The sequence below is a fragment of the Streptosporangium sp. NBC_01755 genome (assembly GCF_035917995.1).
Taxonomy (GTDB): domain Bacteria; phylum Actinomycetota; class Actinomycetes; order Streptosporangiales; family Streptosporangiaceae; genus Streptosporangium.
The window spans coordinates 207,996-234,513 of record NZ_CP109131.1 but is presented as its reverse complement, the minus strand read 5'-3'; the positions used below and the strand labels follow the sequence as shown (position 1 = coordinate 234,513).

Genomic DNA, 26,518 nt, shown 5'->3' with positions numbered 1-26,518 from the left:
GGCGTCATGTCATCTCGCCAATCGGAGCAGGGCGCAGGCCACAACGCCGTGGTTGTCGACGGCTGTGACGACCGCGAGTTTTCCGGCGGCCTCCGGCGAACGCCTGGCCACACTGAGCACCGTCGCGATGCGAAACGCCGACGACGCTGCGCCGGTGTCGCCCAGCAGGTCTGTCGCCGGCAGCCGCTGCACGGCGTCATCACCGAACATTCGCCGCAGGACCGCCTGCTCGTGGTCGCCCTCGATGCCCGTCATCGAGCCCGATGCAGCCCAAACGTCACCCGGCGCGGCCGGCACGCTGGACAGTGCGCCGCGGACAAGCGACTCGAGTGTGGCCCGCGGGTCTTGGTCCAGGTAGACCCGCGACCCGATGGCCAGCACCTCGGCCAGCGGCTCACGGCCCTCGCCGATGCCGGCCAGCGGCTCTACGAGGAAGAACGCGCAGCCCTCGCCGAGGGTGGAGGTTCCACCGTAATGGTGGTGCAGCCAGGCCCGTACGCTGGAGTACTCCTCCGCCGCGCCGACAAGGACCTTGCGTGCCCGGTTGTTGTCGAGCAGTCGGCGGGCGTAGTCCATCGCGAGCAGACCCGCGGTGTCACCGCCGGCGAGCGTGGCGTTGGGTCCGCGTAATTGGTGCCAGATAGCGCATTGGCCCGCGGCGCTGTTCATCACCGTGTTCAGCATCCGGCCCGGGTCCACTTGGTAGGGCAGTTCGGCGGCGGAGGACTCCCGGGCGAAATCCATCGCAGACTGCGCGCTGCCCATTGTGGTGCCCAGCACCAGTGCTGTGTCGGTGCCCGTCTCTACGACCTGATTGCCCTCGGCGTCGCTCAACACCAACCTGACCGTGCTCACCGCCAGGCCCGTCACCCGATCCATCGAACGGGTTCCCTTGCGCCCCAAGACGTCCTTCGCGGAGAAGTCCGGGACCAGGCAGGCGGTGGTCGCAGGTCCCGGCCACAGCTCGCGGTCGAGCGGAGCCACGGTGGGCTTGGCCGTGGAAACACCGTCCACGAAGGACTGCCGGCCGAGGCCGAACGGCGACACCGCGGACCATGCCGTGATCACAGGCCGGGCGGAGAGCAGAGGTGGGGCGTTCACCGGCCATCCTCTTTGACGTATTTGCCGAGGATCACGCTGGCGTTGTTGCCGCCGAACGCCAGCCCGTTGTTTTGCACCACGCGCAAGTCGGCGGCGACCGACGTGTTGGGCACGCAGTCGATCTCGCACCCGGGGTCGGTGACTCGATGGTTGATGGTCGGCGGGATGAATCCATGCGTGATGGCCAGCGCGCACGCGATGGAGCCCAGCGCGCTCGCGGCGCCCATGGTGTGGCCCAGCATGGACTTGATCGAGACGGTGCGCGGCGGCTTGTCGCCGTAGACCTGGCGGACGGCCCGAGATTCGGTGATGTCGTTGGCCTGCGTGCCGGTGCCGTGCGCGGAGACCAGGTCCACCTCGTGGGGCTTGACTCCTGCGTCGTCCAGCGCCAGCCTCATGCAGCGCTCGATGCTGGATTGGTTCGGCGCCACCTGATGGTATGCGTCGCAGTTCAGGCCGTAGCCAAGCACCTCGGCGTAGATGCGGGCACCACGTGCCAGCGCGGAGTCCAGGCTCTCCATCACCAGCACGCCCGCGCCCTCACCGGTCAGGATGCCTCTACGATCAGCGTCAAAGGGTTGGCAGACCTGCGGTGCGATGGCGCCCAGCCGGTAGAACGAGGCAAAGGTCTTGCGGCACATGGCGTCCGCGCCACCGCACAAGGCGAACTCGACGTCACCCGAGCGCACGGCATCGAAGCCGTCGCCGATGGCGTAGTTGCCCGCAGCGCAGGCCGTGCCGATGGTGTATGCGCTGACGTTGCTCATACGCAGCTCGCGAGCGATGGAGATGGACAACATTAGAGGGGGGACCCAGCGGCTCGTCGCCGGGGCCGTTGCCCTCACCCCCTCAGCGATCCGTGGCTCCATCAACACGTCGAGGTCGAACGGCTCTCCGTTGGTGGTGCCGACGGTGACCAGTCCACGCTTGCCGGCCAGTTCTTTCTCGTCCAGTCCCGCGTCGGTGACCGCCATCCTCGCCGCGGCGGCGGAGAACTGACTTGCCCTGCCCAACGTGGCCGGATCGATGTTGCGCAGCCAGACGGTCGGGTCGAATCCCATGACCTGGCAACCGTTGGCGTGCTCGAAGCCCGAGGTGTCGAACACGGAGATCGGCCTGGCGCCGCTACGGCCGGCCCGTAGTCCCTTCGCGAACTCCGCGCTCCCCAAGCCGATGCTGGATACCACCCCAAACCCGGTAAGCACCACCCTGTTCACGGGGCTTCCTCCTGCTTTCGCGGTTTCGGGCCTACCAGCCGGCAGCTTCGGCGGTTACCTCGTAGACGCCGTTGATGTTGATCATTCTGGGCAGTTCGGACTGCTCGATGACGATCCGGAACTCCTTCTCCAGCGCGGCGAGGATCTCGATCGCCCGCAGTGAGTCGGCCTCGTGGTCCTCGATGAACAGACTGGATTCGGTAACCTCGTCCTCTTCAAGCTCCAGGACCTCGCAGACGATCTCCCTGATCCTGGCGGCACGCTCGTTGGTTATGGCGGTCATCTTGTGCTCCTTGATCTCTGCCGGAAGGAAACGCGGTTCGTTCAGGTGTTGTGCAGGGCTATCAGTGACAGGGGCCGCATGTCGGTCCAGTTCTCGGTGACGAACCTCAGCGCCTGCTCCCGGCTGCCCGGCCCGAACACCTGACGCCAGCCGTCGGGCACGGCTGCGAACTCCGGCCACAAACTGTGCTGGCCCTCGGCGTTGACCAACACCAGGTACGTGCCGGCCTCGTCATCAAAAGGATTGGTCATCCAAGTGCTCCCTATCTCTCAGTGGACGGCAAAGTCGCGGGTGACGGCGACCACCGAATCGGTGACGTCCCTTGACTCATCAGAAGCCGGCCACAGCACGGCCCGCGCGACGTCACGCGCCCGCGTCGGCCGGTTAGTTGATTGGCTCGCTGTGAACACCCGCTCACTGACGTCCACTGCGTCTGCGATAGTTACAGTTGCCGCCGACGCCGGCTCGGGTAGCCGCCGCGCGTCCAGCCTTCCGTGGGGCTGGTACCGCCGTGCCGGACATGAACGACTCCCTAGGCTCACGACGAAAGTGACTATATCGAGGACCAATCAAGGAAATCACTAGTGATTCCCTTAGAAGCGACCGGATATCGTACGCTTCGGTGAGTCAAGCCTCCGTTGAGGGCCACTTTCTGTGATTGAGGGTCGTCTATGTCCGGTAAGGCGGCGGCGCCGGCTTTCTCCGTTATATCCGGCACTCAGGTAAGTCATGCGCTGGATGGAAGGGAGAAACAGGTTGTCGATCTGGTGGAAGCCGCATACAGAGTGCACGGTCAACGTGACACGGTAAACCCTCCCTCCTATTTCTTGACGTTCCCCGACCGGCCTACCTCGCGCATCATCGCGCTGCCGGCCTCGCTCGGCGGGAGCAACAAGGTGGACGGCCTCAAATGGATCTCCAGCTTCCCGGAGAACGTGGCCGCGGGGTTGCCCAGAGCGTCAGCCGTGTTGATCCTGAACGATCGCGACACCGGCTACCCGTTCGCCTGTCTGGAAAGCTCGATCATCTCCGCGTCGCGCACCGCGGCCTCGGCCGCGCTGGCCGCGGACTGGCTGTCTCGGGACCGCGAGGGCGGCAGGCCGTTGCGGGTCGGCTTCTTCGGTGTCGGTCTGATCGCCCGGTACATCCATACCTACCTGGTGGGTACCGGCTGGCAGTTCGACGAGATCGGTGTGCACGACCTGTCGCCGGCGCACATGAGCGGTTTCAAGGACTACGTGGAGACGAGGGACGCCAGTGCGTGCGTCAAGGTCCACGAGGCGGCCGAAGACCTCATCCGGTCGAGCGATCTGCTGGTGTTCGCAACCGTTGCCGGCAGCCCGCATGTCACGGACCTGGGTTGGTTCTCGCATAATCCGTTGGTCCTGCACGTGTCGCTGCGCGATCTTGCGCCGGAGATCATCTTGGGCAGTGCCAACGTGGTTGACGACGTGGAGCACTGTCTGAAGGCCAACACCTCGCCGCACCTGGCCGAGCAGCGGACCGGTAAGCGTGAGTTCATCGACGCCACCCTGTACGAGGTGATGGCGGGTATCAAGAACGTGCGCACCGACCGGCCTGTCGTGTTCTCGCCGTTCGGGCTCGGAGTGCTTGACCTTGCCGTCGGCAAGTATGTCCACGATGAGATCGCCCAACACGGCGGACTTGTGACGGTCGATGGGTTCTTCCATGAGTTGACGCGTTACGGCAAGGGCTGAGGCTGTAGAAGAGGACCATGGCGTGCCAATCATTTCCGCTCCACAGGACTTTCACGTCGAAGATCTTTACGTTGCGTTGGAGGGGCTGCTCGGCCGGGCACTTCATCTGAAGTGCGAGGGGTTCAACTTCGCGGGCTCCGGGAAGCTCAAGGCCGCTTCGGAAATGATCTCGGCCGCCGAGCACAGTGGTTTGCTCGATCACAGCTCGGTGCTCATCGAGTCGTCGTCGGGCAACATGGGTGTGGCGCTGAGCATGATCGCGGCGAGCAGGGGTTACACGTTCGTGTGTGTCACCGATCCTCGGTGCAACCTGACCACCAAGCGGCTGATGGAGTCTTTGGGCAGTCAGGTGCATACGATTACCGAGCCGGACGACGACGGGGGCTTTCTTGGCGCACGGTTGTCCTATATCCGTACGTTATGTGCGTCTGATGATCGTTACCTCTGGCTTGACCAGTACCGCAACCCCAATAACTGGCAAGCGCATTATCGGCGGACGGCGCCTGCGATCAGTCGCCGGTTCCCGGAGTTGGACGTGCTGTTTGTCGGTGCGGGTACGACCGGGACGTTGATGGGCTGTGCGCGCTGGTTTGGTGAGTTCGCGCCGCAGGTGCGGGTGGTTGCTGTGGACAGTGTCGGTTCGGTGACGTTCGGCGGGCCGCCCGGTCGGCGTATGATCCCTGGTCTTGGTACCAGCGAGCGGCAGGTCCAGGTCGACGAGTCCTATCTGTGCGATGTGGTGTATGTGTCCGAGCCGGACACGGTCCGGATGTGCCATCGGCTCGCGAAGAAGGGGTTTTTGTTCGGGGGGTCGACCGGGACCGTGTGCAGCGGTGCGTTGCAGTGGCTCCAGGTGCACGATCCTGGTCATCACCTGTCCTCGGTGGCGGTTTCACCTGACCTTGGTGAGCGCTATCTGGACACGGTTTACCAGGAGAGCTGGGTGCGTGACGTTTACGGCGATGACGTGCTCGCGGGGGACCGGCGCGAGCCGGTTGGGTGAGTCCAGGGTTTCTACTGAGCCGATCATAAGTTCTGGGACTTTTGAGAAGATCGGAAGGCGCGTCGGCCCTGCTGGAGTGGCAGGCGGACCACCTGGACCTCCGGAAAATCTCAATATTTATGATCGCCTCAGTACGCGTGTCGAGGAGTTTGTGGAAGATGAATGAGCTGCAGGGGTCAGGTTGTAGTTTGCCGTTGTCGGCTGCTCAGCTGGAGGTTTGGTTTGCCCAGCAGCTTGATCCTGATAATCCGATCTGGAATATCGCGGAGTATTACGTTATTGAGGGTGATCTTGATGTAGCGCTGTTGGAGCGGGCTGTGCGGGTGGCCGTGGGGGAGGCGGAGTGCCTGCGGGTCCGGTTCGGCATTGTTGGTGATGAAGTGCGGCAGACGGTGGTTCCTTGTGAGGATTGGGAGTTCTCGGTCGTTGATTTAACGGGCGAGGTTGATCCTGATGGGGCGGCGCTGGGGTGGATGCGGGCTGATGCCGGGACTGTGGTGGCGTTGGATGCGCCGGTGTTGTTCCGGTTCGCGTTGTTGAGGGTTGGCCCGGATCGTGCGGTGTTGTATCAGCGTGCTCATCATTTGTTGTGGGATGGTTTTAGTGAGGCTTTGTTTGTCGCTCGTGTGGCGGGGATTTATACCGCGGTTCAGGAGGGCCGGTCGTACGGGGATGGTGTGTTTCCGCCGTTGGCGGGTTTGATCGAGGAGGAGCTGGCCTACCGGGAATCGGCGCGGTTCGAGAAGGATCGCGGGTTTTGGGCGGGGAGGTTCGCGGGGCCGGTGGAGTTGACGAGCATGTCGAGCCGGCCGATCACCGCGGTGCGCACCTTCGTGCGTCGTGGTGTGACTTTGGGGGTGGGGGTTGCGGAGCGGATGCGGGCGGTGGCGTGGGGGCATCGTGTCGCGTGGCCGACGTATCTGATCGCGGCGACGGCGTGTTATGTGCAGCGGGTTACCGGGGTTCGTGATGTGGTGTTGTCGTTGCCGGTGACCGCGCGTACGTCGGCTGTCACCAAGGCGACGCCTGGCATGCGTGCGAATTTGGTGCCGTTGGTGTTGGCTGTTCGGCCGGGGATGGGCCGGGGTGATGTGCTGGCGCACGCGTCGCGGGAGGTGGGTCTCGTTGTGCGTCATCAGCGTTTCCGCACCCGGGAGATCCGGCAGATGATGGGACTGGGCCGCCACCGGATCGGCCCTGAGCTTAACGTGGCGAATATCTTCGGCCAGATGAGCTTCGGCACCGCGACGGTGAAGGCGTTGAACCTGACAACCCCGCCCAGCGACGATCTCACGATCATGGTGCGTGACAGTGAGGACGGCGGCCTGCGCGTAGAGATGGACGCGAACACCGACCTGTATGACGTGGCGGATGTGGAGGCGCATCTCGCGCGTTTCACTGCATTCCTGGACACCTTTACCGCTGCGCCCGCGGACCAGCCGTTGAGTGCGATCGATGTGCTCGGGCCGCAGGAGCGTCGCCGGTTGTTGGTGGAGTGGAATTCGTCGGCGGTCGAGGGTGGTTTCGCGGGTGTGGTGGAGCGGGTTCGTGAGTGGGCTGTTGCGGTTCCGGACTGTGTCGCGGTCTTGGACGATGCGGGTTCGGTGTCGTATCGGGAGTTGGTCGCTCGGGCGAACGCGGTGGCCAAGAGGTTGCCGGCGGGTGTGTTGGTGGGGTTGCTGGGCGATCCGGGTGTCCGGTATGTGTCGGCGGTGCTGGGCGTGCTCGGCGCCGGGGGGGCGTATGTTCCCTTTGATCCGGGCGCGCCGGTGGCCCGCATAGCGGGTCTGGTCGCCGACAGCGGTGTTGAGGTGTTGATCGTCGCGCCGGAGTATCTGGACTTGGCCCGTGAGGCCGTCGGGGCCGGTGGCGTGCGGGTGCTGGTGTTCGACGATGCGGTGGACGGTGATCTGGGCCCGGTGCGGGGGGTTGAGGACGACCTGGCGTATGTGATGTTCACGTCGGGGTCGACGGGTCGGCCCAAGGGTGTGATGGTGTCTCGGCGTGGGATGGTCAACCATTTGTTGGCCAAGGTGGAGGATTTGGGGTTGGGGGCGTCGGATGTGGTGGTGCAGAACGCGCCGGTGACGTTCGACATCTCGGTGTGGCAGATGCTGGCCGGTCTGATCGTGGGTGCGCGGGTGCGGGTGGTGTCGCGGGAGACTGCGATGAACCCGGAACGGTTGTTTGGTATTCCGGGTGTGACGGTGCTGGAGGTGGTGCCGTCTGTGCTGCGCGCTGCTCTGGATGCGTGGGATGCCGGTGCCGCGGTGCCGGGGTTGAGATTGCGGTGGTTGGAGTCGGCTGGTGAGGCATTGCCGGCGGAGTTGTGTCGGCGTTGGCTGCAACGATTCCCTCGGATTCCGGTGGTGAATGTGTATGCCCCGACGGAGTGTTCTGATGGTGTGACGGGTGCGGTGATCCGCAACCCCGATGACGCTACGGGGTTGCGGGTGCCGATTGGTCGGCCTATCCGTAATACCCGGGTTTATGTGTTGGGTGATGATTTGCAGCCGGTTCCGGTGGGGGTGCCGGGTGAGTTGTATGTGGGCGGTGTGGGTGTCGGTCGTGGGTATTTGAATGACCCGGCCCGGACTGCGGCGGTGTTCGTGGCCAGCCCGTTCGGTGGGGGCCGGTTGTATCGGACCGGTGACCGGGTGGTGTATCGGCCGGATGGGCGGTTGGAGTTCCTGGAGCGCCGCGACTTCCAGGTGAAGATCCGCGGGCACCGGATCGAGCTCGGTGAGATCGAGACCGCGATCCGGTCGGCCGACGGGGTGCGGAACGCGGTCGTCACTGCCAACCGGCAGCGCCTGGTCGCCTATGTGGTGGGCCAGGTCGAGCCTGGCGCGGTCCAGGCGCATGTCGCCGCCCTGTTGCCGGACTACATGGTCCCCGCGGTGGTCATGATCCTTGACGCACTACCGCTGACCTCGAATGGCAAGCTGGACCGTAAAGCGTTGCGGGAGCCGGACTTCACGGCCACCGCTGAGGGGCGTGGGCCGCGTGATCCGCGTGAGGAAGTGTTGTGTGCCTTGTTCGCCGAGGTCCTCGATGTGGACTCGGTGGGTATTGACGACAGCTTCTTCGATCTGGGTGGGCATTCACTGCTCGCGGTGAGGTTGATCAGCCGGGTCCGTGGCGCGTTGGGTGTTGAGCTGTCGGTGCGGGATGTGTTCGACGCGCCGACGGTGGCGGGTCTGGTCGGACGGATGGGTGATGAGGGTCGGAGCCGGCCGGTGCTGGTGGCCGGACCGCGGCCGGGCGAGTTGCCGTTGTCGTTCGGCCAGCAGCGGCTGTGGTTCCTCAACCTGCTCGACGGGGAGTCTGCGGCCTACACCATGCCGTTGGTTTTGCGGTTGACCGGTGAGCTGGACCGGGATGCGTTGGGGCAGGCCTTGGCGGATGTGGTGGGGCGGCATGAGGTGCTGCGGACGGTGTATCCGGAGGTCGACGGCCGGCTAGTGCAAGAGATCAGGGATCAGGGGCCTGAGCTGGTGGTCAGAGCGGTGACTGAGGCTGAGTTGCCGGGCGCGATCCAGGCCGTGTGTTCGACAGGTTTTGATCTCACTGTTGAGTTGCCGATCCGGTGTCAGCTGTTCGTCCTGGGACCGACCGAGTCTGTGTTGCTGTTGGTGTTGCATCACATCGCCGGTGACGGCTGGTCGATGATGCCGTTGGCGCGTGATTTCGCCGCGGCGTATGAAGCACGCTGTTCGGGGCTGGTGCCGGGGTGGAAGCCGTTGCCGGTGCAGTATGTGGATTACGCGTTGTGGCAGCGGGAGCTGCTGGGGAGTGAGGATGACGAGCAGAGCCTGATTTCGGAGCAGCTGGGGTTCTGGACCAAGGCGCTGAAGGGGTTGCCGGAGGAGATCGCGCTGCCGGCCGATCGGCCGCGTCCGGCGATCGCCAGCTACCGGGGTGACGTGTTTGAGTTCGTGCTCGCCCCGGAACTCAAGGCCGGGCTGGGCGTGCTGGCCAGGGAGAACAACGCGAGCCTGTTCATGGTGTTGCAGGCCGGGTTGTCTGCGTTGTTGAGCAAGCTGGGGGCGGGCACCGACGTCCCGCTGGGCAGCCCGGTCGCCGGCCGGACCGATGACGTTCTCGATGATCTTGTCGGGTTCTTTGTCAACACGTTGGTGTTGCGTGCGGATCTGTCCGGTGATCCGACGGTGCGGGAGTTGCTGGGCCGGGTGCGGGATGCCGATTTGGCGGCGTTCGCGCATCAGGATGTGCCGTTCGAGCGATTGGTCGACGTACTCAAGCCCGCCCGGTCCAGGTCGCGGCACCCGTTGTTCCAGGTCGTGATGGTGCTGCAGAACAACGCGGCCGCACAGATCGAACTGGCCGGCCTGGACGTGAGCGCCAAACCGCTCATCGCTCCGACCGCTGACGACGACTTGTATTTTGATTTCACCGAACACGACGACGGCGGTATCAGTGTGCTGGTCACGTACGCCACTGATCTGTTCGACCGCTTGACGATTCAGCGGATTTCGGCCGGGCTGGAACGGGTGTTGAGCGGCATGGTGTCTGATGTGGACGCCCCGCTGAGCGCGATCGATATGCTCGGCCGGCCCACTCCGGCGGCGAGGTAGCGGAGAACTGGTTTTCCCGGCCCGTCAAGGGCGGCCCGAGGTTGACCGGTGCCAAGAATTAAAGGAAGCCGCTAGCCTTCGTGGCTCATTTCCCGCCGTAATAAGCACATGCCGCCCTGTCGAATGAACATAGTGAACATCATATGAACATGATCCGGGTTCCGGTGAACTAATCCGGTGTGTTTACTAGTGATTGCCTTAGAAAGGGCTGGATATGGTGAGCGAGTCTCAGTTGAGGGCCGTTTTATGGCGATGGGAGTCGCCTATGTCCGGTGAGGCGGCGCCGGCTGGATGGAAGGGAGAGACGGGTAGTCGATCTGGTAGATGCGGCGTACAGGATGCACGGTCAAGGCGATACGGATAGTCCTGCCCGGTCGACGCATGATCCTGGTCTTGGTGCCGGCGAGCGGCGGGTTCAGTTCGATGAGTCCCAGCGTGTCGAGGAGCTTGTGGAAGATGAATGAGCTGCGGGGTTCAGGTTGTAGTTTGCCGTTGTCGGCTGCTCAGCTGGAGGTTTGGTTTGCCCAGCAGCTTGATCCTGATAATCCGATCTGGAATATCGCGGAGTATTACGTTATTGAGGGTGATCTTGATGTAGCGCTGTTGGAGCGGGCTGTGCGGGTGGCCGTGGGGGAGGCGGAGTGCCTGCGGGTCCGGTTCGGCATTGTTGGTGATGAAGTGCGGCAGACGGTGGTTCCTTGTGAGGATTGGGAGTTCTCGGTCGTTGATTTCACGGGCGAGGTTGATCCTGATGGGGCGGCGCTGGGGTGGATGCGGGCTGATGCCGGGACTGTGGTGGCATTGGATGCGCCGGTGTTGTTCCGGTTCGCGTTGCTGAGGGTTGGCCCGGATCGTGCGGTGTTGTATCAGCGTGCTCATCATTTGTTGTGGGATGGTTTTAGTGAGGCTTTGTTTGTCGCTCGTGTGGCGGGGATTTATACCGCGGTTCAGGAGGGCCGGTCGTACGGGGATGGTGTGTTTCCGCCGTTGGCGGGTTTGATCGAGGAGGAGCTGGCCTACCGGGAATCGGCGCGGTTCGAGAAGGATCGCGGGTTTTGGGCGGGGAGGTTCGCGGGGCCGGTGGAGTTGACGAGCATGTCGAGCCGGCCGATCACCGCGGTGCGTACCTTCGTGCGTCGTGGTGTGACTTTGGGGGTGGGGGTTGCGGAGCGGATGCGGGCGGTGGCGTGGGGGCATCGTGTCGCGTGGCCGACGTATCTGATCGCGGCGACGGCGTGTTATGTGCAGCGGGTTACCGGGGTTGGTGATGTGGTGTTGTCGTTGCCGGTGACCGCGCGTACGTCGGCTGTCGCCAAGGCGACTCCTGGTATGCGTGCGAATTTGGTGCCGTTGGTGTTGGCTGTTCGGCCGGGGATGGGCCGGGGTGATGTGCTGGCGCACGCGTCGCGGGAGGTGGGTCTCGTTGTGCGTCATCAGCGTTTCCGCACCCGGGAGATCCGGCAGATGATGGGACTTTCACCCGAGGACCGTCGTCCGGTTGGTCCCGAGGTTAACGTGGCGAATATCTTCGGCCGGATGAGCTTCGGCACCGCGACGGTGAAGGTGTTCGACCTGACAACCGCGCCCAGCGACGATCTCACGATTCTTATGCACGACAGTGAGGACGGCGGCCTGCGCGTAGAGATGAATGCGAACACCGACCTGTATGACGTGGCGGATGTGGAGGCGCATCTCGCGCGTTTCACCGCGTTTCTTGACACCTTTACCACCGCGCCCGCGGACCAGCTGCTGAGCACCATTGATGTGCTCGGGCAGGAGGAGCGTCGCCGGTTGTTGGTGGAGTGGAATTCGTCGGCGGTCGAGGGTGGTTTCGCGGGTGTGGTGGAGCGGGTTCGTGAGCGGGCTGTGGCTGCTCCGGATGGTGTCGCGGTCTTGGACGATGCGGGTTCGGTGTCGTATCGGGAGTTGGTCGCTCGGGCGAACGCGGTGGCCAAGAAGTTGCCGGCGGGTGTGTTGGTGGGATTGCTCGGCGATCCGGGTGTCCGGTATGTGTCGGCGGTGCTGGGCGTGCTCGGCGCCGGGGGGGCGTATGTTCCCTTTGATCCGGCCGCGCCGGTGGCCCGCATAGCGGATCTGATCGCCGACAGCGGCATCGAGGTGCTGATCGTCGCACCGGAGTATCTGGACCTGGCTCGTGAGGTCGCCACTGGCGTGCGGGTGCTGGTGTTCGACGACGCGGTGGACGGCGACCTGGGCCCGGTGCGGGGGGTTGAGGACGACCTGGCGTATGTGATGTTCACCTCGGGGTCGACGGGCCGGCCCAAGGGGGCGATGGTGCACCGGCGCGGGATGGTCAATCATCTGCTGGCCAAGGTGGAGGATCTCGGGCTGGACTCGTCGGATGTGGTGGTGCAGAACGCGCCGCTGACGTTCGACATCTCGGTGTGGCAGATGCTGGCCGCCCTGATCGTGGGCGCGCGGGTGCGGGTGGTCTCCCGGGAGAGCGCGATGGATCCGCAACGGTTGTTCGGCATTGCGGGTGTGACGGTGCTGGAGGTGGTGCCCTCCCTGCTGCGGGCCGCCCTGGATACCAAAGTGACGGTGGCTGAGCCGGGGTTGCGGTGGCTGCTGGTCACCGGGGAGGCGTTGCCGGCGGAGTTGTGCCGCCGGTGGCTCCAGAGTTACCCGGCCGTCCCGGTGATGAACGCCTACGGCCCGACCGAGTGCTCCGATGATGTCACTCATGCGGTGATCCGTAACCCCGGTGAGGTTGCGGGGCTGCGTACCCCGATCGGTCGGCCTGTTCGCAACACCCAGCTTTATGTGCTGGGTGATGACCTGCAGCCGGTTCCGGTGGGGGTGCCGGGTGAGCTGTATGTGGGCGGTGTGGGTGTCGGTCGTGGGTATTTGAATGACCCGGCCCGGACTGCGGCGGTGTTCGTGGCCAGCCCGTTTGGTGGGGGCCGGTTGTATCGGACGGGTGACCGGGTGGTGTATCGGCCGGATGGGCAGTTGGAGTTCCTGGAGCGCCGCGACTTCCAGGTGAAGATTCGTGGACACCGGATCGAACTCGGTGAGATCGAGACCGCGATCCGGTCGGCCGACGGGGTGCGGAACACGGTGGTCACCGCCGATCGGCAGCGCCTGGTCGCCTATGTGGTGGGCCAGGTCGAGCCCGGCGCACTCCAGGCACATGTCGCCGCCCTGTTGCCGGACTACATGGTCCCCGCGGTGGTCATGATCCTTGACGCACTACCGCTGACCTCGAACGGCAAGCTGGACCGTAAAGCGTTGCCGGAGCCGGACTTCACGGCCACCGCTGAGGGGCGTGGGCCGCGTGATCCGCGTGAGGAAGTGTTGTGTGCCTTGTTCGCCGAGGTCCTCGATGTGGACTCGGTGGGTATTGACGACAGCTTCTTCGATCTCGGTGGGCATTCACTGCTCGCGGTGAGGCTGATCAGCCGGGTCCGTGGCGCGTTGGGTGTTGAGCTGTCGGTCCGGGATGTGTTCGACGCGCCGACGGTGGCGGGTCTGGCCGGGCGGATGGGTGATGAGGGCCGGAGTCGGCCGGTGCTGGTGGCCGGGCCGCGGCCGGGTGAGTTGCCGTTGTCGTTCGGCCAGCGGCGGTTGTGGTTCCTCAACGTGCTCGAAGGGGCCTCGGCGACCTACACCATTCCGGTGGCCTTGCGGTTGACCGGTGAGCTGGACCGGGACGCATTGGCCGCTGCCCTGGCCGATGTGGTGGAGCGGCATGAGGTGCTGCGCACGGTGTATCCGGAGGTCGACGGCCGGCCGGTGCAAGAGATCAAGGGCCAGGGGCCTGAGCTGGTGATCAGCGAGGTGATCGAGGCGGAGTTGCCGGGCGCGATCCAGGCCGCGTGTTCGGCCGGGTTCGATCTCATCGGCGAGTTGCCGATCCGTTCTCAGCTGTTCATCCTCGGTCCGACCGAGTCCGTGTTGCTGTTGGTGATCCATCACATCGCCGGTGACGGCTGGTCGGCGATGCCGCTGGCGCGTGATTTCGCTGCGGCGTATGAGGCACGCTGTTCGGGGATGGTGCCGGGGTGGAAGCCGTTGCCGGTGCAGTATGTGGATTACGCGTTGTGGCAGCGGGAGCTGCTGGGGAGTGAGGATGACGAGCGGAGCCTGATTTCGGAGCAGCTGGGGTTCTGGACCAGGGCGCTGGAGGGGTTGCCGGAGGAGATCGCGCTGCCGGCCGATCGGCCGCGTCCGGCGATCGCCAGCTACCGGGGTGACGCGTTTGAGTTCGTGCTCGCTCCGGAACTCACGGCCGGGCTGGGCGTGTTGGCCAGGCAGAACAACGCGAGCCTGTTCATGGTGTTGCAGGCCGGGTTGTCTGTGTTGTTGAGCAAGCTGGGTGCGGGCACGGACGTCCCGCTGGGCAGCCCGGTGGCGGGCCGGACCGATGACGCCCTCGATGATCTTGTCGGGTTCTTTGTCAACACGCTGGTGTTGCGTACCGACTTGTCCGGTGATCCGACGGTGCGGGAGTTGCTGGGCCGGGTGCGGGATGCCGATCTGGCGGCGTTCGCGCATCAGGATGTGCCGTTCGAGCGGCTGGTCGATGTGCTCAACCCGGCCCGGTCCAGGTCGCGGCACCCGTTGTTCCAGGTGATGATGGCGCTGCAGAACAACGCGGCCGCACGGATCGAACTGGCCGGCCTGGAGGTGAGCACCGAACCGCTCATCAGCCCGGCCATTGACGACGACTTGTTCGTCGAATTCACCGAGCACGGTGATGGCAGTGTCGGTGTGCTGGTCACGTATGCCACCGACCTGTTCGACCGCGCGACGGTTCAGCGGATGTCGGAGCAACTGGTCCGCGTTCTCGACGGCATGGCATCTGGCGTGGATGCGGCGTTGAGTGCGATCGATGTGCTCGGGCAGGAGGAGCGTCGCCGGTTGTTGGTGGAGTGGAATCCGCCTGCGGTCGAGGGTGGTTTCGCGGGTGTGGTGGAGCGGGTTCGTGAGCGGGCTGTGGCTGCTCCGGATCATGTCGCGGTCACCGATGATTCCGGCTCGGTGTCGTATCGGGAGCTGGTGGGTCGGGCGAACGCGGTGGCCAAGAGGTTGCCGGCGGGTGCGTTGGTGGGGTTGCTGGGCGATCCGGGGGTCCGGTATGTGTCGGCGGTGCTGGGCGTGCTCGGCGCCGGGGGGGCGTATGTGCCCTTTGATCCGGGCGTGCCGGTGGCCCGCACCGCGGGTCTGGTCGCCGACAGCGGCATCGGGGTGCTGATCGCCGCACCGGAGTATCTGGATCTGGCCCGCGAGGCCGTCGGGGCCGGTGGTGTGCGGGTGCTGGTGTTCGACGACGCGACGGACGGCGATCTGGCCCCGGTGCGGGGGGTTGGGGACGACCTGGCGTATGTGATGTTCACGTCGGGGTCGACGGGCCGGCCCAAGGGGGCGATGGTGCACCGGCGGGGGATGGTCAATCATCTGCTGGCCAAGGTGGAGGATCTCGGGCTGGATTCGTCGGATGTGGTGGTGCAGAACGCGCCGTTGACGTTCGACATCTCGGTGTGGCAGATGCTGGCCGCTCTGATCGTGGGCGCGCAGGTGCGGGTGGTCTCCCGGGAGACCGCCATGAACCCGCAACAGCTGTTCGGCATCTCGGGTGTGACCGTGCTGGAGGTGGTGCCCTCCCTGCTACGGGCCGCTCTGGATGTGTGGGATGCGGGTGTCCCGGTTCCCGAGCTGGGGTTGCGGTGGCTGGAGTCAGCCGGGGAGGCGCTGCCGGCGGAGCTGTGCCGCCGCTGGCTTCAGCGTTACCCGGCTGTGCCGGTGATGAACGTTTATGCCCCGACCGAGTGTTCCGACGGTGTGACGGGTGCGGTGATCCGTAGCCTTGATGAGGTTGCGGGGTTGCGTACCCCGATCGGTCGGCCTGTTCGCAACACCCAGGTCTATGTGCTGGGTGATGATCTGCAGCCGGTTCCGGTGGGGGTGCCGGGTGAGTTGTATGTGGGCGGTGTGGGTGTCGGCCGCGGGTATCTGAACGACTCGGCCCGGACTGCGGCGGTGTTCGTGGCCAGCCCGTTTGGTGGGGGCCGGTTGTATCGGACCGGTGACCGGGTGGTGTATCGGCCGGATGGGCAGTTGGAGTTCCTGGAGCGCCGTGATTTCCAGGTGAAGATCCGCGGGCATCGGATCGAGCTGGGTGAGATCGAGACCGCGATCCGGTCGGCCGACGGGGTGCGGAACGCGGTCGTCACCGCCGGCGAGCAGCACCTGGTCGCCTACGTGGTACCGGCGGCCGGGCCGTTGGATACTGCTGTGTTGAGGGAGTATCTGACCGGTTTGCTGCCGGAATACATGCTGCCTGCGGTCTATGTCACGCTGGATGAGCTGCCCTTGTCGTCGAACGGCAAGCTGGACCGCAAAGCGTTGCCGGCGCCGGACTTCACGACCCCGGCTTCGGGCCGTGGCCCGCGCAACCCGCGGGAGGAGGCCCTGTGTTCGGTGTTCGCCGAGGTCCTCGATGTGGACTCGGTGGGTATCGACGACAGCTTCTTCGATCTGGGTGGGCATTCACTGCTCGCGGTGAGGTTGATCAGCCGGATCCGTGGCGCGTTGGGTGTTGAGCTGTCGGTGCGGGATGTGTTCGACGCGCCGACGGTGGCGGGTCTGGCCGGGCGGATGGGTGATGAGGGTCGGCGCCGGCCGGTGCTGGTGGCCGGGCCGCGGCCGGGTGAGTTGCCGTTGTCGTTCGGTCAGCGGCGGTTGTGGTTCCTCAACGTGCTCGAAGGGGCCTCGGCGACCTACACCATTCCGATGTTGCTCCGGCTGAGGGGCAGCCTGGACCGGGACGCGTTGGCCGCTGCCCTGGCCGATGTGGTGGAGCGGCACGAGGTGCTGCGCACGGTGTATCCGGAGGTCGACGGCCGGCCGGTGCAGGTCATCAGGAGCGACCGGCCCGAACTCGTGGTCAGGTCGGTCACCGAGGCGGAACTCCCGGCCGCGATCCCGGCCGCTTGCTCGGGCGGTTTCGACCTGACTGCGGAGTTGCCGGTGCGGGCCGAGCTATACGTGCTCGGCCAGTCTGAGTATGTGCTGCTTGTCGTGTTGCACCACATCGCCAGTGACGGCTGGTCCATGATGCCGCTGGCGCGTGATTTCGCTACGGCCTATGAAGCACGCTGTTCGGGGATGGTGCCGGGGTGGAAGCCGTTACCGGTGCAGTATGTGGATTACGCGTTGTGGCAGCGGGAGCTGCTGGGGAGTGAGGATGACGAGCAGAGCCTGATTTCGGAGCAGCTGGGGTTCTGGACCAAGACGCTCGACGGCTTGCCCGAGGAGATCGCGCTGCCGACCGATCGGCCGCGTCCGGCGATCGCCAGCTACCGGGGCGACGCGTTCGAGTTCGTGCTCACCTCGGAACTCACGGCCGGGCTGGAGGTGCTGGCCAGGCAGAACAACGCGAGCCTGTTCATGGTGTTGCGGGCTGGGCTGTCGGTGTTGTTGAGCAAGCTGGGTGCGGGCACGGACATCCCGCTGGGCAGCCCGTTCGCGGGCCGGACCGATGACGCCCTCGATGATCTTGTCGGGTTCTTTGCCAACACGCTGGTGTTGCGCACCGACTTGTCCGGTGATCCGACGGTGCGGGAGTTGCTGGGCCGGGTGCGGGATGCCGATTTGGCGGCGTTCGCGCATCAGGATGTCCCGTTCGAGCGGCTGGTCGAGGTGATCAATCCGGCTCGGTCTCAGTCGCGGCAGCCGTTGTTCCAGGTGATGATGGTGCTGCAGAACAACGCGGCCGCACGGGTCGAGCTGCCCGGCCTGGACGCCGGTGTCGAGCCCCTCACCGCGCCCGCCGCGGACTTCGATCTCGAATTCGACTTCGACGAACACGATGATGGCAGCATCGGCGTGCTTGTCACGTATGCCACCGACCTGTTCGACCGCGCGACCGTTCAGGAGATTTCAGCCCGGCTGGAGCGGGTGCTGAACGGCATGGCATCTGGCGTGGATGCGCCGTTGAGTGCGATCGATGTGCTCGGGCAGGAGGAGCGTCGCCGGTTGTTGGTGGAGTGGAATCCGCCTGCGGTCGAGGGTGGTTTCGCGGGTGTGGTGGAGCGGGTTCGTGAGCGGGCTGTGGCTGCTCCGGATGGTGTCGCGGTCTTGGACGATGCGGGTTCGGTGTCGTATCGGGAGTTGGTCGCTCGGGCGAACGCGGTGGCCAAGAAGTTGCCGGGGGGCGCGTTGGTGGGATTGCTGGGCGATCCGGGGGTCCGGTATGTGTCGGCGGTGCTGGGCGTGCTCGGCGCCGGGGGGGCGTATGTGCCCTTTGATCCGGGCGCGCCGGTGGCCCGCATAGCGGATCTGATCGCCGACAGCGGCATCGAGGTGCTGATCGTCGCACCGGAGTATCTGGACCTGGCTCGTGAGGTCGCCACTGGCGTGCGGGTGCTGGTGTTCGACGACGCGACGGACGGCGACCTGGGCCCGGTGCGGGGGGTTGAGGACGACCTGGCGTATGTGATGTTCACCTCGGGGTCGACGGGCCGGCCCAAGGGGGCGATGGTGCACCGGCGCGGGATGGTCAATCATCTGCTGGCCAAGGTGGAGGATCTCGGGCTGGACTCGTCGGATGTGGTGGTGCAGAACGCGCCGGTGACGTTCGACATCTCGGTGTGGCAGATGCTGGCCGCCCTGATCGTCGGCGCGCAGGTCCGGGTGGTCTCCCGCGAGACCGCGATGGATCCGCAACGGTTGTTCGGCATTGCGGGTGTGACGGTGCTGGAGGTGGTGCCCTCCCTGCTGCGGGCCGCCCTGGATACCAAAGTGACGGTGGCTGAGCCGGGGTTGCGGTGGCTGCTGGTCACCGGGGAGGCGTTGCCGGCGGAGTTGTGCCGCCGGTGGCTCCAGAGTTACCCGGCCGTCCCGGTGATGAACGCCTACGGCCCGACCGAGTGCTCCGATGATGTCACTCATGCGGTGATCCGTAACCCCGGTGAGGTTGCGGGGCTGCGTACCCCGATCGGTCGGCCTGTTCGCAACACCCAGCTTTATGTGCTGGGTGATGACCTGCAGCCGGTTCCGGTGGGGGTGCCGGGTGAGCTGTATGTGGGCGGTGTGGGTGTCGGTCGTGGGTATTTGAATGACCCGGCCCGGACTGCGGCGGTGTTCGTGGCCAGCCCGTTTGGTGGGGGCCGGTTGTATCGGACGGGTGACCGGGTGGTGTATCGGCCGGATGGGCAGTTGGAGTTCCTGGAGCGCCGCGACTTCCAGGTGAAGATTCGTGGACACCGGATCGAACTCGGTGAGATCGAGACCGCGATCCGGTCGGCCGACGGGGTGCGGAACACGGTGGTGACCACCGGCGAGCAGCACCTGGTCGCCTACGTGGTACCGGCGGCCGGGGCGCTGGATACCGCTGTGCTGAGGGAGTATCTGACCGGTTTGCTGCCGGAATACATGCTGCCTGCGGTCTATGTCACGCTGGATGAGCTGCCCTTGTCGTCGAACGGCAAGCTGGACCGCAAAGCGTTGCCGGCGCCGGACTTCACGACCCCGGCTTCGGGCCGTGCCCCGCGCAACCCGCGGGAAGAGGCCATGTGTTCGGTGTTCGCCGAGGTCCTCGGCGTCGACACCGTCAGCATCGATGACAGCTTCTTCGATCTCGGTGGGCATTCACTGCTCGCGGTGAGGTTGATCAGCCGGATCCGTGGCGCGTTGGGTGTTGAGCTGTCGGTCCGGGATGTGTTCGACGCGCCGACGGTGGCGGGTCTGGTCGGGCGGATGGGTGATGAGGGCCGGAGTCGGCCGGTGCTGGTGGCCGGGCCGCGGCCGGGTGAGTTGCCGTTGTCGTTCGGCCAGCAGCGGCTGTGGTTCCTCAACCTGCTCGACGGGGCCTCGGCGACCTACAACCTGCGGATGACCTTGCGGTTGACCGGTGAGCTGAACCAGGACGCATTGGCCGCTGCCCTGGCCGATGTGGTGGAGCGGCATGAGGTGCTGCGCACGGTGTATCCGGAGGTCGACGGCCGGCCGGTGCAGGTCATCAGGAGTGACCGGCCCGAACTCGTGGTCAGGTCGGTCACCGAGGCGGAACTCCCGGCCGCTTGCTCGGGCGGTTTTGACCTGACTGCGGAGTTGCCGATGCGGGCCGAGCTATACGTGCTCGGCCAGTCTGAGTATGTGCTGCTTGTCGTGTTGCACCACATCGCCAGTGACGGCTGGTCGGCGATGCCATTGGCGCGGGATTTCGCGGCGGCCTATGAAGCACGCAGCTCGGGGATGGCGCCGCAGTGGAAGCCGTTGCCGGTGCAGTATGTGGATTACGCGTTGTGGCAGCGGGAGCTGCTGGGGAGTGAGGATGACGAGCAGAGCCTGATTTCGGAGCAGCTGGGGTTCTGGACCAGGACGCTGGAGGGGTTGCCGGAGGAGATCGCGCTGCCGGCCGATCGGCCGCGTCCGGCGATTGCCAGCTACCAGGGCGACGCGTTCGAGTTCGTGCTCACTCCGGAACTCACGTCCGGGCTGGAGGTGCTGGCCAGGCAGAACAACGCGAGCCTGTTCATGGTGTTGCGGGCTGGGCTGTCGGTGTTGTTGAGCAAGCTGGGGGCGGGCACCGACATCCCGCTGGGCAGCCCGGTCGCCGGTCGGACCGATGACGCCCTGGATGATCTTGTCGGGTTCTTCGTCAACACGCTGGTGTTGCGTGCGGATCTGTCTGGTGATCCGACGGTTCGGGAGTTGCTGGGCCGGGTGCGGGATGCCGATCTGGCGGCGTTCGCGCATCAGGATGTGCCGTTCGAGCGGCTGGTCGACGTACTTAACCCCGCCCGGACCAGGTCGCGGCACCCGTTGTTCCAGGTGATGATGGTGCTGCAGAACAACGCGGCCGCACAGGTCAAGATGACCGGCCTGGACGCCACCGTCGACCCGCTCCGCCCCTCGGTTACGGACTTCGACCTGAATTTCGATTTCACCGAGCACGGTGATGGCGGTGTCGGTGTGCTGGTCACGTACGCCACCGACCTGTTCGACCGCGCGACGGTTCAGCGGATGTCGGAGCAACTGGTCCGCGTTCTCGACGGCATGGCGTCTGGCGTGGACGCGCCGTTGAGTGCGATCGATGTGCTCGGGCAGGAGGAGCGTCGCCGGTTGTTGGTGGAGTGGAATCCGCCTGCGGTCGAGGGTGGTTTCGCGGGTGTGGTGGAGCGGGTTCGTGAGCGGGCTGTGGCTGCCCCGGATGGTGTCGCGGTCTTGGACGATGCGGGTTCGGTGACGTATCGGGAGTTGGTCGCTCGGGCGAACGCGGTGGCCAAGAAGTTGCCGGCGGGTGCGTTGGTGGGATTGCTCGGCGACCCGGGGGTCCGGTATGTGTCGGCGGTGCTGGGCGTTCTCGGCGCCGGGGGGGCGTATGTGCCCTTTGATCCGTCGGCGCCGGTAGCTCGGACCGTTGGTCTGGTCGCCGACAGCGGTGTTGAGGTGCTGATCGTCGCGCCGGAGTATCTGGACTTGGCCCGTGAGGCCGTCGGGGCCGGTGGCGTGCGGGTGCTGGTGTTCGACGATGCGGTGGACGGTGATCTGGCCCCGGCGCTGGGGGGTGAGGATGATCTGGCGTATGTGATGTTCACCTCGGGGTCGACGGGCCGGCCCAAGGGTGTGATGGTGCACCGGCGGGGGATGGTCAATCATCTGCTGGCCAAGGTGGAGGATCTCGGGCTGGATTCGTCGGATGTGGTGGTGCAGAACGCGCCGTTGACGTTCGACATCTCGGTGTGGCAGATGCTGGCCGCTCTGATCGTGGGCGCGCAGGTCCGGGTGGTCTCCCGCGAGACCGCGATGGATCCGCAACGGTTGTTCGGCATTGCGGGTGTGACGGTGCTGGAGGTGGTGCCCTCCCTGCTGCGGGCCGCTCTGGATGTGTGGGATGCGGGTGTCCCGGTTCCCGAGCTGGGGTTGCGGTGGCTGGAGTCGGCCGGTGAGGCGCTGCCGGCGGAGCTGTGCCGCCGCTGGCTTCAGCGTTTCCCGGCTGTCCCGGTGATGAACGTTTATGCCCCGACGGAGTGTTCCGACGGTGTGACGGGTGCGGTGATCCGTAGCCTTGATGAGGTTGCGGGGTTGCGTACCCCGATCGGTCGGCCTGTTCGCAACACCCGGGTGTATGTGCTGGGTGATGATCTGCAGCCGGTTCCGGTGGGGGTGCCGGGTGAGTTGTATGTGGGCGGTGTGGGTGTCGGCCGCGGGTATCTGAACGACTCGGCCCGGACTGCGGCGGTGTTCGTGGCCAGCCCGTTTGGTGGGGGCCGGTTGTATCGGACCGGTGACCGGGTGGTGTATCGGCCGGATGGGCAGTTGGAGTTCCTGGAGCGTCGTGATTTCCAGGTGAAGATCCGCGGGCATCGGATCGAGCTGGGTGAGATCGAGACCGCGATCCGGTCGGCCGACGGGGTGCGGAACGCGGTCGTCACCGCCGGTGAGCAGCATCTGGTCGCCTACGTGGTGGGCCAGGTCGAGCCTGACGCGCTCCAGGCACACGTCGCCACTCTGCTGCCGGACTACATGGTCCCCGCGGTGTTCATGATCCTTGACGCACTACCGCTGACCTCGAACGGCAAGCTGGACCGCAAAGCGTTGCCGGCGCCGGACTTCACGACCCCGGCTTCGGGCCGTGCCCCGCGCAACCCGCGGGAGGAGGCCCTGTGTTCGGTGTTCGCCGAGGTCCTCGACGTCGACTCGGTGGGCATCGATGACAGCTTCTTCGATCTGGGTGGGCATTCACTGCTCGCGGTGAGGTTGATCAGCCGGATCCGTGGCGCGTTGGGTGTTGAGTTGTCGGTGCGGGATGTGTTCGACGCGCCGACGGTGGCGGGTCTGGTCGGACGGATGGGTGATGAGGGCCGGAGCCGGCCGGTGCTGGTGGCCGGGCCGCGGCCGGGCGAGTTGCCGTTGTCGTTCGGCCAGCGGCGGCTGTGGTTCCTCAACCTGCTCGAAGGGGCCTCGGCGACCTACAACATCCCGATGCTGCTCCGGCTGAGGGGCAGCCTGGACCGGGATGCCTTGGCCGCTGCCCTGGCCGATGTGGTGGAGCGGCACGAGGTGCTGCGCACGGTGTATCCGGAGGTCGACGGCCGGCCGGTGCAGGTCATCAGGAGCGACAGCCCCAAACTCGTGGTCAGGTCGGTCACCGAGGCGGAACTCCCGGCCGCGATCCCGGCCGCTTGCTCGGGCGGTTTCGACCTGACTGCGGAGTTGCCGGTGCGGGCCGAGCTATACGTGCTCGGCCAGTCTGAGTATGTGCTGCTTGTCGTGTTGCACCACATCGCCGGTGACGGCTGGTCCATGATGCCGCTGGCGCGTGATTTCGCGGCGGCCTATGAAGCACGCAGCTCGGGGATGGTGCCGCAGTGGAAGCCGTTGCCGGTGCAGTATGTGGATTACGCGTTGTGGCAGCGGGAGCTGCTGGGGAGTGAGGATGACGAGCAGAGCCTGATTTCGGAGCAGCTGGGGTTCTGGACCAAGACGCTCGACGGCTTGCCCGAGGAGATCGCGCTGCCGGCCGATCGGCCGCGTCCGGCGATCGCCAGCTATCGGAGTGAGACGGTCACTTTTGAGTTGGATGCGCTGTTGTATCGGGGGTTGGCTGAGCTCGGGCGTGAGACTGGGGCGAGCCTGTTCATGGTGTTGCAGGCTGGGCTGTCTGTGTTGTTGAGCAAGCTGGGTGCGGGCACGGACATCCCGCTGGGCAGCCCGGTGGCGGGCCGGACCGATGACGCCCTCGATGATCTTGTCGGGTTCTTTGTCAACACGCTGGTGTTGCGCACCGACTTGTCCGGTGATCCGACGGTGCGGGAGTTGCTGGGCCGGGTGCGGGATGCCGATCTGGCGGCGTTCGCGCATCAGGATGTCCCGTTCGAGCGATTGGTCGAGATGATCAATCCGGCTCGGTCTCAGTCGCGGCAGCCGTTGTTCCAGGTGATGATGGTGCTGCAGAACAACGCGGCCGCACGGGTCGAGCTGCCCGGCCTGGACGCCGGTGTCGAGCCCCTCAACGCGCCCGCCGCGGACTTCGATCTCGAATTCGACTTCGACGAACACGATGATGGCAGCATCGGCGTGCTCGTCACGTACGCCACCGACCTGTTCGACTGTGCAACGGTTCAGCGGATGTCGGAGCAACTGGTCCGCGTTCTCAACGGCATGGTGTCTGGCGTGGATGCGCCGTTGAGCGCCATTGATGTGCTCGGGCAGGAGGAGCGTCGCCGGTTGTTGGTGGAGTGGAATTCGTCGGCGGTCGAGGGTGGTTTCGCGGGTGTGGTGGAGCGGGTTCGTGAGCGGGCTGTGGCTGCTCCGGATGGTGTCGCGGTCTTGGACGATGCGGGTTCGGTGTCGTATCGGGAGTTGGTCGCTCGGGCGAACGCGGTGGCCAAGAAGCTGCCGGGGGGCGCGTTGGTGGGATTGCTCGGCGATCCGGGTGTCCGGTATGTGTCGGCGGTGCTGGGCGCTCTCGGCGCCGGGGGGGCGTATGTGCCCTTCGACCCGGCCGCGCCGGTGGCCCGCATAGCGGATCTGATCGCCGACAGCGGCATCGAGGTGCTGATCGCGGCGCCGGAGTATCTGGATCTGGCCCGCGAGGCCGTCGGGGCCGGTGGCGTGCGGGTGCTGGTGTTCGACGACGCGACGGACGGCGACCTGGGCCCGGTGCGGGGGGCCGAGGACGACCTGGCCTACGTGATCTACACCTCGGGGTCGACGGGCCGGCCCGAGGGGGCGATGGTGCACCGGCGCGGGATGGTCAACCATCTGCTGGCCAAGGTGGAGGATCTCGGGCTGGATTCGTCGGATGTGGTGGTGCAGAACGCGCCGTTGACGTTCGACATCTCGGTGTGGCAGATGCTGGCCGCCCTGATCGTGGGCGCGCGGGTGCGGGTGGTCTCCCGCGAGACCGCGATGGATCCACAACGGTTGTTCGGCATTCCGGGTGTGACGGTGCTGGAGGTGGTGCCCTCCCTGCTGCGAGCCGCCCTGGATACCAAAGTGACGGTGGCTGAGCCGGGGTTGCGGTGGCTGCTGGTCACCGGGGAGGCGTTGCCGGCGGAGTTGTGCCGCCGCTGGCTCCAGAGTTACCCGGCCGTCCCGGTGATGAACGCCTACGGCCCGACCGAGTGCTCCGATGATGTCACTCATGCGGTGATCCGTAACCCCGGTGAGGTTGCGGGGCTGCGTACCCCGATCGGTCGGCCTGTCCGCAACACCCAGCTCTATGTGCTCGGTGATGACCTGCAGCCGGTTCCGGTGGGGGTGCCGGGTGAGCTGTATGTGGGCGGTGTGGGTGTCGGCCGCGGATACCTGAACGACTCGGCCCGCACCGCGGCGGTGTTCGTGGCCAGCCCGTTCGGCCAGGGCCGGCTGTATCGCACCGGTGACCGGGTGGTGTATCGGCCGGACGGCCAGTTGGAGTTCCTCGAACGCCGCAAGTCGGACCGTGAAACGCTACCAGAACCGGCTCCGGACTCCATGTCGGCGCCTGTGCCGCGCGGGCCACGCAACCTGCGGGAAGAAGCTCTGTGTGCCCTGTTCGCCGAGGTACTCGGCGTCGACACCGTGGGCATCGACGACAGCTTCTTCGACCTGGGCGGCCATTCGCTACAGGCCGTCAAGCTGATCAGCAGGATCCGCAACACGGTCGATGCTGAACTTTCCATTCGGGACCTGTTTGACACGCCGACGGTGGCGGGCCTGGCCGGGCGCGCGGATGTCAGTGGCTCGGTCAACTCGTTTGAGGTGTTGCTGCCACTGCGGGTGACAGGGCATCATACGCCGATTTTCTGCGTGCACCCGGTGGGCTGCGTCGCCTGGCCGTATATCGCGCTGACCGCGCAGCTCGGCCCGGACTTCCCGGTGTACGGCCTGCAGGCGCGGGGCATGCTGGAGCCGGACCGGGTACCGGAAAGTGTCGAGCAGATGGCGGCCGACTATCTCGAGCAGGTCCGCACCGTCCAGCCCGAAGGGCCCTACCACCTGCTGGGCTGGTCATTCGGCGGTGTGGTCGCCCATGAGATGGCGCGGCAGTTGCAGCAGGCAGGGCAGACCGTCGCGTTGCTGGCCAGCCTGGACAGCCACCCGGTGGCCGAGGCAGGCGAGGTGGAGCTGACCAGCGATACCGAACTGCTGCGAGCCATCCTTGCCCTCTTCGGGCATGCGGCGCCGCAGCGGCCTTCGGCGGCCGAGGTACTGGAGATCCTCAGGCACGAGCACAACCTCGCGGTGCTGGCGACAGAGGAACAGTTGATGAACGTGGTCGCCGCATGGCGTGCGAACGTCGAGCTGAACCTGGCTCACCGGCCCGGCAGGGTCGGAGGCCGGATGTTGCACTTCGTGGCCGGCCGCGAAAACACCCCGGGCGATTGGACGCCGTTCGCGGAGACCGTCGACAACCACCGAATCGACTGCGGGCACGATGAGATGCTGCAGCCCGAGCCGCTGGCTGAGATCAGCCGAGTCCTCGCCAAGGAGATCATCCCGAAGGAATAGGAGGCCGATCGTGCCTGACGCGCTGATCCCGTGGCGGGGCAAAACCATTGTCGCGACAGCGGATCGTGAAAGAGATTCTGAATAGGAAAGGTGTGGAGCACTACCACCCTTTCACGGCACATGGACCGAAC

Annotated in this window: 8 protein-coding genes; 4 read left to right on the top strand and 4 right to left on the bottom strand. The window is 65.7% G+C overall.

All coding sequences use genetic code 11. From position 1 onward, the window contains the following. Window positions 1-9: 9 nt before the first annotated feature. Genes OG884_RS00875 through OG884_RS00860 form a run of 4 tightly spaced genes read right to left on the bottom strand, consistent with a single transcriptional unit; the run spans window position 10 to window position 2,852 of the window. Complete coding sequence (locus OG884_RS00875) at window positions 10-1,101, bottom strand: beta-ketoacyl synthase N-terminal-like domain-containing protein (RefSeq protein WP_326640860.1); 1,092 nt, start codon at window positions 1,099-1,101, stop codon at window positions 10-12. Beyond that, window positions 1,098-2,318 carry a beta-ketoacyl-[acyl-carrier-protein] synthase family protein gene (locus OG884_RS00870; RefSeq protein WP_326640858.1) on the bottom strand — a complete coding sequence of 407 codons (1,221 nt, stop codon included), beginning with the start codon at window positions 2,316-2,318 and terminating at the stop codon, window positions 1,098-1,100. Before OG884_RS00870 ends, OG884_RS00875 begins: the two co-directional genes overlap by 4 nt. A gap of 31 nt (window positions 2,319-2,349) precedes the next feature. After that, window positions 2,350-2,601 (bottom strand): acyl carrier protein, encoded by a 252-nt coding sequence (locus OG884_RS00865; protein ID WP_326640856.1) that lies wholly within the window; start codon window positions 2,599-2,601, stop codon window positions 2,350-2,352. A 41-nt stretch (window positions 2,602-2,642) separates the two neighbouring features. Beyond that, window positions 2,643-2,852: an MbtH family protein gene (locus OG884_RS00860; protein WP_326640854.1), complete on the bottom strand. Its 210-nt coding sequence runs from the start codon at window positions 2,850-2,852 to the stop codon at window positions 2,643-2,645. 420 nt (window positions 2,853-3,272) lie between these two features. On the opposite strand from OG884_RS00860, the gene sbnB reads away from it, so the two are divergent. The 4 genes from sbnB (at window position 3,273) to OG884_RS00840 (ending at window position 26,387) form a co-directional block, all read left to right on the top strand. Then, on the top strand, window positions 3,273-4,319 hold the full coding sequence (gene sbnB, locus OG884_RS00855; protein ID WP_326641108.1) for a 2,3-diaminopropionate biosynthesis protein SbnB: 1,047 nt from the start codon (window positions 3,273-3,275) through the stop codon (window positions 4,317-4,319). Window positions 4,320-4,341: 22 nt separating this feature from the next. After that, the gene (gene sbnA, locus OG884_RS00850) at window positions 4,342-5,322 is read left to right on the top strand and encodes a 2,3-diaminopropionate biosynthesis protein SbnA (RefSeq protein WP_326640852.1); all 981 of its coding nucleotides are present in this window, start codon (window positions 4,342-4,344) and stop codon (window positions 5,320-5,322) included. Between the two features lie 158 nt (window positions 5,323-5,480). Beyond that, the gene (locus OG884_RS00845; RefSeq protein ID WP_326641106.1) at window positions 5,481-9,920 is read left to right on the top strand and encodes an amino acid adenylation domain-containing protein; all 4,440 of its coding nucleotides are present in this window, start codon (window positions 5,481-5,483) and stop codon (window positions 9,918-9,920) included. Window positions 9,921-10,244: 324 nt separating this feature from the next. Continuing rightward, window positions 10,245-26,387, top strand: coding sequence for a non-ribosomal peptide synthetase (locus tag OG884_RS00840; protein WP_326641104.1), 16,143 nt, complete (start codon window positions 10,245-10,247; stop codon window positions 26,385-26,387). Window positions 26,388-26,518 lie beyond the last annotated feature (131 nt).